A 15,551-nucleotide genomic window follows, 5' to 3' on the forward strand; every position below is an offset into this window, starting at 1 on the left:
CCTCAAACCGGCCCCGAGAACGTATCGCAGGCAGACAGCTGGCCGCTGTCGAAACCGCGCTTGAACCACCGGGCGCGCTGTGCCGAGGTGCCGTGGTTGAAGCTCTCGGGCACGACGTAGCCCTGCGAGCGCTTCTGCAGCGTATCGTCGCCGATCTGCTGGGCGGCGTTCAGCGCCTCCTCCAGGTCGCCGGCCTCCAGAATGCCCTTCTGCTCGGTATATTTGCCCCAGATGCCGGCGAAGCAATCGGCCTGCAGCTCGACGCGCACCGACATCTTGTTGGCCTCTTCCTCGCTCATGCGCTGGCGGGCCTGGTTGAACTTCGGCAGGATGCCGAGCAGGTTCTGCACGTGATGGCCGACCTCGTGGGCGACGACATAGGCCTCGGCGAAATCGCCCGATGCGCCGAAGCGGTCGGACAGTTCCTGGAAGAACGTCGTATCGAGATAGACCTTGTGATCTCCCGGGCAATAGAACGGGCCGGTCGCGGCAGAGGCAAAGCCGCAGGCCGATTGTGTCTGTCCCGAGAAGAGAACGAGGCGCGGCTCTTCGTAATTCTGGCCCTGCGCCTGGAAGATGCCGTTCCAGGTGTCCTCGGTCTCTGCAAGGACGGTGCGCACAAAGGCGGTCATCTCGTCATTGGCGGGGGTGCGCGTTCCCTCGGACTGGCTCTGCTCGTAGCCCGGGCCGCTCGACATGCCGCCGCCATAGAGCACCTGCATCAGATCTATGCCCATCGCCTTGAAGATGAAATAAATGACGACGAGGAAGATGATCGTGCCGATGCTCAAACCGCCGCCGGCGCGGCGAACACCGCCGCCGGAGGGGAAATTGAACCCGCCGCCGCGGCCGAAGGGGCTGCCGCCCGAACCACGGCGATCCTCGACATTATCGGACTGACGCCGGCCTCTCCATTCCATCTTCTCTCTCCCCGGCAATGCCCGTGCTTGCACTCAAAGAATTTATATATCCGTCGGCGGGGAGAATTCCAGCGGCTTCATCCGCCTCGAAACAGTCGGCGGATCTGCCATCACGGCTCCAGCGTCTCGGCCGGAAACCTTGGAAGCGGGATATTGTTCCCTCAAATGCACGCGCCGCCGTTTCAGGTAAAGAAGGCGCGCTAAGCGCTTGACTGGACTCCCGCTTTCGCTCTTCCTGAACCAGGAGGAGAAAGCAGGAGGAAGAGCGATGAAGGCCGTACGCCTGGAAGCAACCGGAAAACTGCAGCTGCGCGAGGCTGAAAAGCCGGCGCCCGGCCCCGGCGAACTGCTGGTCCGCGTCGAGGCCTGCGGCATCTGCGGCACCGACCGCCATATCTATCACGGGGAATTTCCCGCAAAGGCGCCGGTAACGCTCGGCCACGAGTTCGCAGGGATCGTCGAAGCGGTTGGAGCCGGCGTCACCGGCTTTCGCCCGGGCATGCGTGTGACCGGCGATCCGAATATCTCCTGCGGCGGCTGCGAGGAATGCCGGCGCGGCCGCGTCAATCTCTGCCGGAACCTGCAGGCGATCGGCATCCATCGCGACGGCGGTTTCGCAGACTATGTCTGCATGCCGGAAAGCCAGGCCTTCGCGCTGCCGGCTGACCTCGATCCGCTGCACGGCGCCTTCTGCGAACCGCTCGCCTGCTGCATTCACGGCGTCGATCTCGCCGGGCTGCGGGCCGGCTTTTCGGCCATCGTGCTCGGCGGCGGCGTCATCGGCCTTCTCACCGTTCAACTGGCAAGGCTTGCCGGCGCGACCCGGGTCGTGCTGGTAACGCGGAGCGCCGAAAAACGCCGGCTGGCCGAAAGCCTCGGCGCCACCGCCACGCTCGACCCCGGTGACGGCGATGTCTTTGCCCGCATCCTCGCCGAAGGCGGACTGCTGCCCGGCGGCGCCGATGTCGTCTTCGAATGCGCCGGCGTGGCCGAAACCATGCAGCAGGCGCCCCGGCTTGCCCGGCGCGGCGGCACGGCCGTCATTTTGGGCGTCATGGCCCAGGGCGCAAAGATCGAGATCGAGCCCTTCGACCTGCTGTTTCGCGAAGTCGCGCTGATAAGCTCCTTCGTCAACCCCTTCACCCACGGCCGCGCCGCCGATCTCATCGCCTCCAGCCGGATCAAGGTCGAGCCTTTGATCTCCCGCCGGATCGGCCTCGCCGAGGCCCCCGAAGCGATCGCCAATCCGGCGCACGGCGGCGAAATCCGGGTGCTTGTCGTGCCGGATGGGAAATAGGCTTTCGCGCTATCTCCGGATTCCTGTCGATTCCGCGATTTATGGGGTTCCGTTTGCAAATACATTTGCCTATAAGCCGCTTCTAGCCTGAAAAGACCTCAATGCGCGACCCGACCTGGTGATCTCCCACCCTGGCCGGCTTTTTGCGCAGCCAGACAATGGATATCGCCCATGCCGAAGCGCCAAGACATCAAATCGATCCTCATCATCGGCGCGGGACCGATCGTCATTGGCCAGGCTTGCGAGTTCGACTATTCCGGAACCCAGGCCTGCAAGGCGCTGAAGGAGGAAGGTTACCGCGTCATCCTCGTCAACTCGAACCCGGCAACGATCATGACCGATCCGGGTCTTGCCGACGCGACCTATGTCGAGCCCATCACCCCTGAGGTCGTCGCCAAGATCATCGCCAAGGAACGCCCGGATGCGCTGCTGCCGACCATGGGCGGCCAGACGGCTTTGAATACCGCGCTGTCGCTGAAGCGCATGGGCGTGCTCGACCGCTACAATGTCGAGATGATCGGCGCCAAGCCCGCCGCCATCGACATGGCCGAGGACCGCGCGCTGTTTCGCGAGGCGATGGCCCGCATCGGCCTGGAAACGCCGCGCTCGATGCTCGCGAACGCCACCGACATCAAGGATCTCGACCGCAAGACGCACGAGGCCGAGCGCAGCAAGCTGCGCGAAAGCCTTTCCGGCTCCGACCTCGACAAGGCGCTGGACGAGCTGGAAAACCAATGGAACCTCGGCGAGAGCGACCGCAAGCAGCGTTATTTGAACCACGCCATGGCGATCGCCGCCCAGGCGCTCGACCATGTCGGCCTGCCCGCCATCATCCGCCCCTCCTTCACCCTCGGCGGCACCGGCGGCGGCATTGCCTACAACCGCTCGGAGTTCTTCGAGATCGTCGGCGGCGGCCTCGACGCCTCGCCGACGACCGAAGTGCTGATCGAAGAATCAGTGCTCGGCTGGAAGGAATATGAGATGGAGGTCGTCCGCGACAAGGCGGACAACTGCATCATCATCTGCTCGATCGAGAACATCGACCCGATGGGCGTCCATACCGGCGATTCGATCACCGTCGCCCCGGCGCTGACGCTGACGGACAAGGAATACCAGATCATGCGCAACGCCTCGATCGCGGTGCTGCGCGAGATCGGCGTCGAGACCGGCGGCTCGAACGTGCAATTCGCCGTCAACCCGAAGGACGGCCGCCTCGTCGTCATCGAAATGAACCCGCGCGTCTCGCGTTCCTCGGCGCTCGCCTCCAAGGCCACCGGCTTCCCGATCGCCAAGGTCGCCGCCAAGCTCGCCATAGGCTATACGCTCGACGAACTGGAAAACGACATCACCGGCGGCGCGACACCCGCCTCCTTCGAACCGTCGATCGACTATGTCGTCACCAAGATCCCGCGCTTCGCCTTCGAGAAATTCCCCGGCGCCTCGCCGGTTCTGACGACCGCGATGAAGTCGGTCGGCGAAGTCATGGCGATCGGCCGCACCTTCGCCGAATCGCTGCAGAAGGCGCTGCGCGGCCTCGAAACCGGTCTGACCGGCCTCGACGAAATCGAGATCCCTGATTTCGAAGAAGGCGAATCCAGCCAGAACGCCATCCGCGCCGCTATCGGCACGCCGACCCCGGACCGCCTGCGCATGGTCGCCCAGGCTCTGCGCCAGGGCATGAGCGAGGCGGAAGTCCACGAGGGCTGCAAGATCGACCCGTGGTTCATCGCCCAGCTGAAGAACATCGTCGACATGGAAGCGCGCATCCGCGAGCATGGCCTGCCCGGCGATGCCGACAACCTGCGCATGCTGAAGGCGATGGGCTTCTCCGACGCACGTCTGGCGACGCTGACCGGCAAGCGCCCGAAGGAAGTCGCAGAACTGCGCAACGGCCTGAACGTCCGCCCGGTTTTCAAGCGCATCGATACCTGTGCGGCCGAATTCGCCTCGCCGACCGCCTATATGTATTCGACCTACGAGACGCCTTTCGTCGGCGCCGCGCGCTCGGAGGCTCAGGTCTCCGACCGCAAGAAGGTCGTCATCCTCGGCGGCGGCCCGAACCGCATCGGCCAGGGCATCGAGTTCGACTATTGCTGCTGCCACGCCGCCTTCGCTCTGAAGGATGCGGGCTATGAAGCGATCATGATCAACTGCAACCCGGAAACCGTCTCGACCGACTACGACACGTCGGACCGCCTCTATTTCGAACCGCTGACGGCAGAGGATGTGATCGAGATCCTGCGCGCCGAGCAGGAAAAGGGCGAAGTCGTCGGCGTCATCGTCCAGTTCGGCGGCCAGACGCCGCTGAAGCTCGCAGAAGCGCTCGAAAAGAACGGCATCCCGATCCTCGGCACCGCGCCCGACATGATCGACCTTGCCGAGGACCGCGACCGCTTCCAGAAGCTTCTGATGAAGCTCGATCTCAACCAGCCGAACAACGGCATTGCCTATTCGGTCGAGCAGGCCCGCCTGGTCGCCGCCGAAATCGGCTTCCCGCTGGTCGTGCGCCCGTCTTACGTTCTCGGCGGCCGCGCCATGCAGATCCTGCATTCGGAAGGCCAGCTGCAGACCTATCTGCTCGACACGGTGCCGGAACTGGTGCCCGAAGACATCAAGCAGCGTTATCCCAACGACAAGACCGGCCAGATCAACACCCTGCTCGGCAAGAACCCGCTGCTCTTCGACAGCTACCTCACCCACGCCATCGAAGTCGACGTCGACTGCCTCTCTGATGGCACCGACGTCTACGTGGCCGGCATCATGGAGCATATCGAGGAAGCCGGCATCCATTCGGGCGACAGCGCCTGTTCGCTGCCGCCGCGCTCGCTGCCGGTCGAACTGCTTGACGAGCTGGAACGCCAGGCGAAAGCCATGGCCAAGGCGCTCAATGTCGGCGGCCTGATGAACGTCCAGTTCGCCATCAAGGACGGCACTGTCTACGTGCTCGAAGTCAACCCGCGCGCCTCGCGCACCGTGCCTTTTGTCGCCAAGACCATCGGTGCGCCGATCGCCAAGATCGCCGCCCGCGTCATGGCCGGCGAGAAACTCGACGCGACCTTTGCCGCCTACGGCACGAAGCCCGATCCCCGCAAGCTCACCCACATCGCCGTCAAGGAAGCCGTCTTCCCCTTCGCCCGCTTCCCCGGCGTCGATACGCTGCTCGGCCCGGAAATGCGCTCGACCGGCGAAGTCATCGGCCTCGATACCGATTTTGCGCTGGCCTTCGCCAAGTCGCAGCTCGGTGCCGGCGTCGAGCTGCCGCGTGACGGAACGGTCTTCGTCTCGGTGCGCGATGAGGACAAGCCGCGTGTGCTGCCGGCAATCCGCATCCTCGTCGAAGAGGGCTTCAAGGTGCTGGCGACCGGTGGCACCGCCCGCTTCCTCGGCGAAAACGGCATCACCGCCACCAAGATCAACAAGGTGCTCGAAGGCCGTCCGCATATCGAGGACGCGATCCGCAACCGCCAGGTCCAGCTCGTCATCAACACCACTGACGGCAACAAGGCGATCTCGGACTCCAAGTCGCTGCGCCGCGCGACGCTGATGCAGAAGGTGCCCTATTACACGACGATGGCAGGCGCCGAAGCCGCCGCCCAGGCGATCAAGGCACTCAAGGCCGGCAACCTCGAAGTCCGGCCGCTGCAGAGCTACTTTGCTTGAGATGACAGCGCCACCGCCCGATGGGTGGTGGCGCGAACTCAAGCAGAATCAATTTATGCGGCCGCTTTTATAAGCCGCTGAATTTTCAGCATATCATCGCGAAACCGCGCCATCTCCTCCGCCTTCAGCCGCTCGTCTGGAATGCGCAGCAGATAGGACGGATGCACGGTCACGAAGAGCGTGCGCCCTCCTTCGATCGCCATCGCCTTTCCTCTGACGTCCTGCAGGCGCCCTTTTATATCAGTCAGCGCCGCAAGCGCCGTCGCCCCCATCGCGACGATCAGTTTCGGCTTGACGAGCGCCAATTCCAGATCGAGCCACCAGCGACAATGCTTCACCTCGCCCATATTGGGTTTCTGGTGAATACGGCGCTTACCGCGTGGCTCGTATTTGAAATGCTTGACTGAGTTGGTGACGTAAAGCGTCGACCGGTCGATGCCCGCCTCCGCAATCACCTGATCGAAAAGCCTGCCCGCAGGACCGACGAAGGGGCGCCCTGCGATGTCCTCCTGATCGCCCGGCTGCTCGCCGACGAACATGACCTCGGCATCGCGCGGCCCCTCCCCGAAGACCGTCTGCGTCGCATGGGCGTGAAGCGGACAGCGCGTGCAGACGGCAGCCTCCGCACGCAGTGCTTCCAGCGTGCCCGCCGGAAGCTCGGGCTCGGCGGGAAGATTGCGCGCAGCCTGCTGCAGCCGGTCGTGAAAGGGCAGCGATTGCGTCGCCTCCCTTGCCGCCATCTCCCGCACCTTGCTTTCGGCCGATGCGATCAAGCCAGGAATGAGATCGGCCTCCGGCAGGTTTTTCCAGTATTTCTTCGGCATCTCCGCCTGCATCGCCTTCACCTTCAACCTGGCCGGATTGAAGATATTGGCGTAGTAGGTGCGCCAGAGTTCGTCCGTGGCATCGCTGAGATCGGGTTTTTCGCAAGGCTCGTCTGTCATCGTCAGCCGCTCGCCGTCCCAGGCGGCCGATCCCTTCGGCGTTGCGATCAGCCAGTCCATGTCGTTGAAGCGCCGCTGGAAGAAGGGCGCCGTGCGCCTGACGATATGGTGGTCCGGCTCGAACCAGGCGAGGAATTTCCGGCGGCCTGCCGATACCGCGCCGACCTCCTTGAAACGGACGAAGGCCGTCATCTTGTGGGCGTCGCGGCGCACGTTCTTCGCCATCAGCCGGGCGCGCGCGACATCCTCGTCGGACGCCACCTCGAGCAGCCGCTTGTCCATCTGCAGCCGCCAGAGCAGGCGGTAAAGCAGGCAAAACCGCGCCGGATCGCAATGGCAAAGCACCGTCTCCGCAAGCTCGATGAAGGCGGGCGGCACCGTCATCGGCTTACGGGATGTTGCAGGTACGGGCGGCATGGCGTCCCGCTGAAAGGAAAGATCGGCCTCCGCGCTTTTCTCGCGCCAGTCGATCTCCTCCGGCAATATGCCGGCGGCCGCGAAGGCGCGGGCGGCATCGCGCCATTCGCCAAGATCGCCGCGTCCGGAAAGCACGACCCGGCGCATCACAGCAACGACAATTGTTCGGGCTGCGGCTCGAACATGGCGCGAAGATCCGGCCGGTCGATCAGCCGGCGCGGCGACCAGCCTTCCGCCGAGATGAAGGACTGGACCTTCTTGATCGAAACGCCGAGCCGCGAGAGATCGTCAAGCCGCAGCCGGCGAAAGCGGCGCGCCGAAACGATCGCCTTGACGGTCTTGGTACCAAGACCAGGCACGCGCAGCAGCCGTTCACGCTCGGCTTTGTTGATATCGACGGGGAATTCGCCTCGATTGGCAAGCGCCCAGGCAAGCTTCGGATCGAGGTTCAGATCGAGCATGCCGTCCGCCTGGTTCGCGGTAATCTCGTCGATGCCGAAACCGTAGAACCGGTAAAGCCAGTCGGCCTGGTAGAGCCGATGTTCGCGCATCAGCGGCGGCTTGATGAGCGGCAGGTTTTTGGAAGCGTCGGGGATCGGGCTGAAAGCGGAGTAATAGACGCGCTTCAGCCCGTAGCTGCTGTAGAGCCGGCCGCTGCTTGCCAGGATCGTCGCATCGTTCGCGCCATCCGCGCCGACGATCATTTGCGTGCTCTGGCCGGCCGGGACGAAACGCTGCCGCTTCTTCGTCTTGAGCGTTGGTTCGCCCGCCGCCTCGATCTTCAGCCGGAGATCGCCCATCGATCGCCGGATATTGGCTGGCTTCTTTTCCGGCGCGAAGCGGGAAATGCCCTTGTCCGTCGGCAGCTCGATGTTGAGCGACAGCCTGTCGGCATGAAGCCCCGCCTCCTCGATCAGATGCGGCGATGCCTCCGGGATGGCCTTCAGATGGATGTAGCCGCGAAAATTATGCGTCACCCGCAGTTCGCGGACGATGCGGACCATCTCTTCCATCGTGTAATCGGAGGAGCGGATGATGCCGGAGGACAGAAAGAGGCCCTCGATATAATTGCGGCGGTAGAATTCCAACGTCAGCCAGACGACCTCCTCCGCCGTGAAGCGCGCCCGCTCGACATTGCTGGAGGAGCGATTGACGCAATAGGCGCAGTCGTAGATGCAGAAATTGGTCAGCAGGATCTTCAGAAGCGAAATGCACCGCCCGTCCGGCGCATAGGCATGGCAGATGCCGGATCCCTCCGTCGAGCCGAGCCCGCCGCTCGCGCTTGAATCACGTTTCGCCGTGCCGCTGGAAGCGCAGGACGCGTCATATTTGGCGGCGTCGGAAAGAATGGCGAGGCGTTCGGCAAGCGACTTCTTCATGCCAATGTTCACTATATGTTCTAATATACGAAGTCAACCAAATCGATTTGCCCGCCGCCCTTTTTTGGGGCACATCGCCCGATGTCGCAGTGGGTTGGGTTTCCCTTATGCGAATTTTCTGGAAATTCGCTGTGCCGATCTGCTATAAGCACGCGAATAGGATTGTGGCACGGTTCCGAAGTTCCCCTTCGGGACCTGTTTTCTTTTGTGTGTGCCTGACTGCTCGAAGGCAGGGACTAGCAGACGCAAGGAGTGAAGGACGGAAAAATGGTTGAAAAGGTACCGATGACACAGGGTGGTTTCGTCAAGCTGCAGGAAGAACTGCGCTGGCGCCAGCAGGAGGAGCGTCCCCGAATCATCGAGGCGATCGCCGAAGCCCGTGCCCATGGCGACCTTTCCGAAAATGCCGAATATCACGCCGCCAAGGAAGCCCAGAGCCACAACGAGGGCCGCATCACCGAGCTCGAAGATCTGACGGCGCGCGCCGAGGTCATCGACCTCACCAAGATGTCCGGCCACAAGATCAAGTTCGGCGCCAAGGTGAAGCTCGTCGACGAGGACACCGAGGAAGAAAAGACCTACCAGATCGTTGGCGACCAGGAAGCCGACGTCAAGGCCGGCCGCATCTCCATCTCCTCCCCGATCGCCCGTGCGCTGATCGGCAAGGAAGTCGGCGATTCCATCGAGGTCAACGCCCCGGGCGGCTCCAAGGCCTACGAAATCCTTCAGGTTTCCTGGGGCTGATCGCCCGCCACGCACGAGACCCATTCCTTGCCTGATATGCGTGACGTCGAGATCATCGCGCCTAATTTCAAGCGCCGGCTCTCCGGCGTCACGTCGACCATCGTCCAGCTCATCCCGTGCCAGATCCGGCTCGGCATCAGGATCGCAACCCTCGGTCCCGGCCTGCCGGAAGGCCTGGCGAAACTGAAATGGCCGCAGCTCCTTGGTCTCTGGCGCCCGCCGGCGCGCCGGCGCCACCGCGTCTGGCACGCCCGCCGCAACAATGAGATGGCCGTCGGCATCCTGCTTCGCCATGTCCTTCGCATGCCGCTCAAGCTGCTCTTCACCTCGGCCGCGCAGCGCCGCCACACCGCCTATACGAAATGGCTGATCCGCCGCATGGACGCGGTGATTGCAACCAGCGACCGCTCCGGCTCCTTCCTCGAAGTGCCCCATACCGTCATCCAGCACGGCGTCGATCTCTCCCTCTTCCACCCGCCGGAAACGGCGGAAGACGGCATTGCCGCCACCGGCCTGCCCGGCCGCTATCTCGTCGGCTGCTTCGGCCGCGTGCGCCATCAGAAAGGCACCGACCTCTTCGTCAAGTCGATGATCGAACTCTTGCCGCAGCACCCGGAATGGACGGCCGTCGTCTCCGGCCGGGTGACGGCGGAGCACGTGGCCTTCGGCGACAAGCTCAAGGCCGATGTCGCCGCCGCAGGCCTTGCCGATCGCATCCTCTTCCTCGGCGAAGTGCCCGATATCAAAATCTGGTATCGCCGCCTGACGCTTTACGTCGCCCCTTCCCGCAACGAGGGTTTCGGCCTGACGCCGCTCGAAGCCATGGCCTCGCGCACCGCCGTCGTAGCATCGGACGCCGGCGCCTATGCCGAACTCATCGCCGATGGCGAGACCGGCGCGGTGGTGGCTGCGGGCGATGGCGAGGCCCTGACACGGGCCATCGCCCCCTATATCGCAGATCCCGCGCTGGCGATCGCCCATGGCGAGAATGCGCTGCGCCACGTCAGGGCGAATTTCGCGCTGGAGAAGGAAGCAAACGCGATCGGCGCTGTTTACAACAGCCTTCTCGGTGACAATCGCGGTTGAGCGAAAAAGAAGACTACGTCGGTACAAGGATCCATAAAAGACCCGCCCCAAACCCCTCCCCACAAGGGGGAGGGGCTTAACTTACCGCGCCCGTTCTCCATTATCTGCGACGTTTCGAGAAGGAACGAAGTGGGCGCTCCGGGTTAGTCCCTCCCCCTTGTGGGGAGGGGTTGGGGAGGGGTAAGCGGTCTCGCCGATCTCCTCGGGTCGGAATGGCGCGTGACGTTGAACATCTGCGTAGAGAACGAAATTATCAATAAGCAAACGGCCCGCTGTAAAACGGGCCGCTGCAAAGGTTGCCAAAAATCAGGCCTTGTTATTCCGCCGGCTGAAGCCCGGCGGCCGGAGCAGCTTCCTCGGTCTGGCCGCCGAGCGCCGCTGCGAGCTGCGCGGTATCCAGTTCCTTTTCCCAGCGTGCCACGACGATCGTCGCCACGGCATTGCCGACCAGGTTGGTCAGCGCCCGGCATTCCGACATGAAGCGGTCGATGCCGAGGATGAGCGCCATGCCGGCGACCGGCACGGAGGGCACGACGGAGAGCGTCGCGGCAAGCGTGATGAAACCGGCGCCGGTGATGCCGGCGGCGCCCTTCGAGCTCAGCATCGCCACCAGGAGCAGCAGGATCTGGTCGCCCCAGGAGAGCTGGATACCGGTTGCCTGTGCAATGAAGAGGGCTGCCAGCGTCATGTAGATATTGGTGCCGTCGAGATTGAAGGAATAGCCTGTGGGAATGACGAGGCCGACGACCGAGCGCTTGCAGCCGGCCTTTTCCATCTTGTTCATCAGTCCCGGAAGTGCTGCCTCGGAAGACGAGGTGCCGAGAACCAGCAGCAGCTCTTCCTTGATGTAGCGCAGCAGCGCCAGGATCGAGAAGCCGTTGTAGCGGGCAACGGCGCCGAGAACGACGAGAACGAAGAGCAGCGAGGTGATGTAGAAGGTGCCGATCAGCATTGCGAGGTTGGCGATCGAACCGATGCCGTACTTGCCGATGGTAAACGCCATGGCGCCGAAGGCGCCGATCGGGGCGGCCTTCATGAGGATGCCGACGAGCTTGAAGATCGGAGCCGTCAGGGCGTTGAGGAAGGTCACGACCTGCTCGCCCTTTTCGCCGACCATGGCGAGCGCGACGCCGAAGAGCACCGAGAAGAACAGCACCTGCAGGATGTCGCCATCGGCAAACGCGCCGACGATCGTCGACGGGATGATGTTGGTGAGGAAGCCGACGATGCTCTGCTCGTGCGCCTTTTCGGCGAAGGTAGCGACGGCCTTCGGGTCGAGCGAAGCCGGATCGATGTTCATGCTGGCGCCGGGCTGGACGACATTGGCGACGATCATGCCGATGACGAGCGCCAGCGTCGAGAAGGTCAGGAAGTACAGCATCGCCTTGCCGGCGACGCGGCCGACCTTCTTCAGGTCGCTCATGCCGGCGATGCCGGTCGCGACCGTTAGGAAGATGACCGGGGCGATGACCATCTTCACCAGCTTGATGAAGGCGTCGCCGAGCGGCTTCAGCTGCGTGCCGAGCTCGGGATAGAAATGGCCGAGAAGGATACCCGCGGCGATGGCGGCGAGAACCTGAACGTAAAGATGAGAATAAAAGGGCTTCTTGCCCTTGCTGTCTGCGACTGCATCCAATGGTGCTGCGATCATGATGTCCTCCTAAAGGCTCGCCCGGAACGAACTCCGGCCTCCCGAGCCGTTCGCTTCAATTCAACAGCTCAGCCGTTGTTGTCCCCTCCTTCGCAATCGCCGTGCCAGTTTCGAATTGCAGATCTAAGCAATTGATTTTCGTCACTTAAAAAATTGGGAGACCATCTGCAGTACGTTAAGAAATGCGGAAATCCGCACAAAGTCATTTGCATCCAGTGCCGAAACATGCACAAATCCGCCATGTCCTTGTCCGTCTCGCAAAAGCTGTGGCCCACCCTGCCGCTGCATCATCGCATCCGCCGGATGTGGTGGGCCTATGCGGCGATCGCGCTTCTCGCCGTCATCATGAGCCTCTGGGCAAGCGGCGAGGTCGGCCGCTACCAGGCCGAGACCGCGCTGGAGGAACAGGCCCGCACCGATGCGCGGCTGAATGCGGCATTGCTGCGCACGGTTCTAGAGAAATACCGGGCGCTTCCCTTCGTGCTGTCGCAGGACACCGCGCTCGCCGCGGCGCTGGCGGGAAACGAGGCCGGCACGTTCGAGCAGCTGAGCCGGAAGCTGGAAATGCTGGCGGCGGGCACCAAGGCTGCCGTTATCTATGTCATCGACAAGAACGGCATGGCGGTTTCGGCCAGCAACTGGCGCGAACCGACGAGCTTCGTCGGCAACGACTATCGTTTCCGCGAATATTTCCAGGGTGCTGTGGCGAAGGGACAGGCCGAGCACTTCGCGCTCGGCACCGTCAGCAAGGAACCCGGCCTCTATATTTCCGAGCGCATATCCGGCCCGGACGGGCTCCTCGGTGTCGTCGTCGTCAAGGTGGAATTCGATGACATCGAGGCGGACTGGAGCGCCACGGACGCACCGTCCTATGTCATCGACGATCGCGGCATCGTCCTCATCACCAGCATTCCCTCCTGGCGGTTCATGACGATCGGCCGGATCCCCGGGGATCGTCTGGCGGCGATCCGCGAAAGCCTCCAATTCGGCGATGCGCCGCTTCAGCCGCTGCCGCTCGATAGCGTGCGAAGCCTTGGCGACGGGCTCGACGTCGTCGAAATCGTCATGCCGGGCGGCGCCGGGAAAACCAGGTTTCTCGATGTCGGAATACCGGTTCCGGCAACGGCGTGGCAGCTGCGGCATCTCGTGGCGCTGGGAGCGGCCGTCGATGCGGGAATTCGCGAAGCCCGCATGCTGACGCTGTTGACACTCTTGCCGCTGCTTGCCGCAGGCGCCTTCCTGTTGCGCCGCCGCCAGGCGGTCACTCTCAGGATTTTCAGGGAGCAGCAGGCGCGCGAGGAGCTGGAACGGCGCGTCGCCGAGCGGACGCTCGATCTCAGCCAGGCGCGCGACCGGTTGCAGGCCGAGATCGTCGGCCACAGGAGCACGGAGCAGAAACTGCAGGCGGTGCAGCAGGATCTGGTTCAGGCCAACAGGCTGGCGATCCTCGGCCAGGTCGCCGCCGGCGTCGCCCACGAGATCAACCAGCCGGTCGCAACCATCCGCGCCTATGCCGATAATGCCCGCACCTTCCTCGACCGCGGCCAGACCGCGCCGGCCGGCGAGAACCTGGAGAACATCGCCGCGCTGACCGAGCGCATCGGCTCGATCACCGAGGAGCTGAAGAGTTTCGCCCGCAAGGGCCGCGGCAGCGCCGAACCGACCGGGTTGAAGGATGTGATCGAGGGCGCGGTGATGCTGCTGCGCAGCCGCTTTGCCGGCCGCATGGATACGCTCGACATCGAGCTGCCGCCTGCCGACCTGCAGGTCATGGGCAGCAGGATCCGCCTCGAACAGGTGCTGATCAACCTGCTCCAGAACGCGCTCGAGGCCGTCGCCCCGAAGGCCGACGAGGCGCGCGTCGAGGTCAGGACATCGAGTGACCAGGAGATGGTGATGCTGACGGTTGCCGACAACGGCCCCGGCATCTCGCCCGAGATCCGCAAGGGGCTGTTCACGCCCTTCAACACCTCGAAGGAAAGCGGTCTCGGCCTGGGGTTGGTTATCTCCAAGGATATCGTCGGCGATTACGGCGGCCGGATGGAGGTGGAGAGCGACAGCAGCGGGACAAGGTTCATCGTTCATCTGAGGAAGGCTTGACCATGGCCACACCGATGCCCGTTGCGCTGATCGACGACGACAGGGATCTGCGCCGCGCCACGGCCCAGACGCTGGAACTCGCCGGCTTTTCCGTCTCGGCCTATGACGGCGCGAAAGCCGCGCTGGCGGAGCTGACGGCCAATTTTGCCGGCCCTGTCGTCACCGATATCCGCATGCCCGAGATCGACGGGCTGCAGCTGTTCGCCACGCTGAAGGGCATGGACGCAGACCTGCCTGTTATATTGATGACCGGCCACGGCGATATTCCGATGGCCGTTCAGGCCATCCAGGACGGCGCCTATGATTTCATCGCCAAACCCTTCGCAGCCGACCGCCTCGTCCAGAGCGTGCGCCGCGCCGGCGAGAAGCGGCAGCTGGTTCTGGAAAACCGCATGCTGCGCCGGGCCGCCGAAGATGCGCAGGAGACTTTGCCGCTGATCGGCCAGACGCCTGCCATGGAAAATCTGAGGAAAATTCTGCGCCACATCGCCGATACCGATGTCGACGTGCTCGTCGCCGGCGAAACCGGCAGCGGCAAGGAGGTGGTCGCCCAGATCCTGCATCAGTGGAGCCACCGCCGGAAGGGCAATTTCGTGGCGCTGAACTGCGGGGCGCTGCCCGAAACCGTCATCGAAAGCGAGTTGTTCGGCCATGAGGCCGGCGCTTTTACCGGCGCTCAGAAGCGCCGCATGGGCCGCATCGAACATGCAAGCGGCGGCACGCTCTTCCTCGACGAAATCGAGAGCATGCCTCTCGCCACGCAGGTCAAGATGCTGCGCGTGCTGGAGATGCGCGAAATCACCCCGCTCGGCACCAATGAGGTACGCCCGGTCGATCTGCGCGTCGTCGCGGCCGCCAAGATCGACCTCGGAGATCCCGAGGTGCGCGGCGATTTTCGCGAGGACCTCTATTACAGGCTGAATGTCGTGACGATCTCCATTCCGCCGCTGAGAGAACGCCGCGAGGATATTCCGCTGCTGTTTTCCCATTTCGCCGCGCGCGCCGCCGAGCGCTTCCGCCGCGACGTGCCGGAACTTTCAGAAAATGTGCGCCATCACCTCGCCACCCACGCATGGCCGGGCAATGTCCGCGAACTCTCCCATTATGCCGAACGCGTGGTGCTGGGCGTCGAAGGCGGCGCAGCAGCACCCCTTCCCCCGCAGCCGGCGGGCGGCACGCTGCCGGAACGGCTGGAACGCTACGAGGCGGAGATCATCCGCGATGCCCTTAGCGCCAATGACGGCGACGTGCGGCGCACCATCGAGGCGCTCGGCATTCCGAGAAAGACGTTTTACGACAAACTGCAGCGCCACGGCATCAACCGCGGCGGCTATGCCTCGCGCAAATAGGCTG

The 15,551-nt window shown here is 63.6% G+C and carries 10 protein-coding genes; 6 read left to right on the forward strand and 4 right to left on the reverse strand.

The window, feature by feature from the left end; genetic code table 11:
* Positions 1 to 2 precede the first annotated feature (2 nt).
* On the reverse strand, positions 3 to 920 hold the full coding sequence (locus CO670_RS13705; RefSeq protein WP_097590733.1) for a neutral zinc metallopeptidase: 918 nt from the start codon (positions 918 to 920) through the stop codon (positions 3 to 5).
* Positions 921 to 1,188: 268 nt separating this feature from the next.
* On the opposite strand from CO670_RS13705, the gene CO670_RS13710 reads away from it, so the two are divergent.
* Both CO670_RS13710 and carB read left to right on the forward strand, forming a co-directional pair.
* Positions 1,189 to 2,217, forward strand: a complete 1,029-nt coding sequence (locus CO670_RS13710; RefSeq protein WP_097590734.1) for a zinc-dependent alcohol dehydrogenase family protein — start codon at positions 1,189 to 1,191, stop codon at positions 2,215 to 2,217.
* Between the two features lie 171 nt (positions 2,218 to 2,388).
* Positions 2,389 to 5,877 (forward strand): carbamoyl-phosphate synthase large subunit, encoded by a 3,489-nt coding sequence (carB, locus tag CO670_RS13715; RefSeq protein ID WP_097590735.1) that lies wholly within the window; start codon positions 2,389 to 2,391, stop codon positions 5,875 to 5,877.
* 53 nt (positions 5,878 to 5,930) lie between these two features.
* Here the strand turns inward: carB and CO670_RS13720 are convergent, their stop codons facing one another.
* Both CO670_RS13720 and CO670_RS13725 read right to left on the reverse strand, forming a co-directional pair.
* Positions 5,931 to 7,385, reverse strand: a complete 1,455-nt coding sequence (locus tag CO670_RS13720; protein ID WP_097590736.1) for a UdgX family uracil-DNA binding protein — start codon at positions 7,383 to 7,385, stop codon at positions 5,931 to 5,933.
* Positions 7,385 to 8,617, reverse strand: coding sequence for a putative DNA modification/repair radical SAM protein (locus CO670_RS13725; protein WP_097590737.1), 1,233 nt, complete (start codon positions 8,615 to 8,617; stop codon positions 7,385 to 7,387). Before CO670_RS13725 ends, CO670_RS13720 begins: the two co-directional genes overlap by 1 nt.
* Positions 8,618 to 8,884: 267 nt before the next feature.
* Between CO670_RS13725 and greA the strand changes: the two genes are divergently transcribed.
* Entirely contained in the window at positions 8,885 to 9,361 is a 477-nt protein-coding gene (greA, locus tag CO670_RS13730) for a transcription elongation factor GreA (protein WP_097590738.1), read from the forward strand.
* Between the two features lie 27 nt (positions 9,362 to 9,388).
* Entirely contained in the window at positions 9,389 to 10,447 is a 1,059-nt protein-coding gene (locus tag CO670_RS13735; protein WP_097590739.1) for a glycosyltransferase family 4 protein, read from the forward strand.
* A 316-nt stretch (positions 10,448 to 10,763) separates the two neighbouring features.
* Here CO670_RS13735 and CO670_RS13740 read toward each other — a convergent pair whose 3' ends face one another.
* On the reverse strand, positions 10,764 to 12,098 hold the full coding sequence (locus CO670_RS13740) for a dicarboxylate/amino acid:cation symporter (RefSeq protein WP_097590740.1): 1,335 nt from the start codon (positions 12,096 to 12,098) through the stop codon (positions 10,764 to 10,766).
* A 225-nt stretch (positions 12,099 to 12,323) separates the two neighbouring features.
* On the opposite strand from CO670_RS13740, the gene CO670_RS13745 reads away from it, so the two are divergent.
* Both CO670_RS13745 and CO670_RS13750 read left to right on the forward strand, forming a co-directional pair.
* Positions 12,324 to 14,198, forward strand: a complete 1,875-nt coding sequence (locus CO670_RS13745) for an ATP-binding protein (protein ID WP_097590741.1) — start codon at positions 12,324 to 12,326, stop codon at positions 14,196 to 14,198.
* A 2-nt stretch (positions 14,199 to 14,200) separates the two neighbouring features.
* Positions 14,201 to 15,547, forward strand: a complete 1,347-nt coding sequence (locus CO670_RS13750; RefSeq protein WP_097590742.1) for a sigma-54 dependent transcriptional regulator — start codon at positions 14,201 to 14,203, stop codon at positions 15,545 to 15,547.
* Positions 15,548 to 15,551: the final 4 nt, after the last annotated feature.

It is taken from the genome of Rhizobium sp. J15 (assembly GCF_002531825.1).
Classification (GTDB): domain Bacteria; phylum Pseudomonadota; class Alphaproteobacteria; order Rhizobiales; family Rhizobiaceae; genus Rhizobium.

What these genes read in the sequence shown, in the direction of transcription:
- CO670_RS13705 (WP_097590733.1), bottom strand. Translation starts at nt 920, where the DNA reads ATGGAATGGAGAGGCCGGCGTCAGTCCGATAATGTCGAGGATCGCCGT.
- CO670_RS13710 (WP_097590734.1), top strand. Translation starts at nt 1,189, where the DNA reads ATGAAGGCCGTACGCCTGGAAGCAACCGGAAAACTGCAGCTGCGCGAG.
- carB (WP_097590735.1), top strand. Translation starts at nt 2,389, where the DNA reads ATGCCGAAGCGCCAAGACATCAAATCGATCCTCATCATCGGCGCGGGA.
- CO670_RS13720 (WP_097590736.1), bottom strand. Translation starts at nt 7,385, where the DNA reads ATGCGCCGGGTCGTGCTTTCCGGACGCGGCGATCTTGGCGAATGGCGC.
- CO670_RS13725 (WP_097590737.1), bottom strand. Translation starts at nt 8,617, where the DNA reads ATGAAGAAGTCGCTTGCCGAACGCCTCGCCATTCTTTCCGACGCCGCC.
- greA (WP_097590738.1), top strand. Translation starts at nt 8,885, where the DNA reads ATGGTTGAAAAGGTACCGATGACACAGGGTGGTTTCGTCAAGCTGCAG.
- CO670_RS13740 (WP_097590740.1), bottom strand. Translation starts at nt 12,098, where the DNA reads ATGATCGCAGCACCATTGGATGCAGTCGCAGACAGCAAGGGCAAGAAG.
- CO670_RS13745 (WP_097590741.1), top strand. Translation starts at nt 12,324, where the DNA reads ATGCACAAATCCGCCATGTCCTTGTCCGTCTCGCAAAAGCTGTGGCCC.
- CO670_RS13750 (WP_097590742.1), top strand. Translation starts at nt 14,201, where the DNA reads ATGGCCACACCGATGCCCGTTGCGCTGATCGACGACGACAGGGATCTG.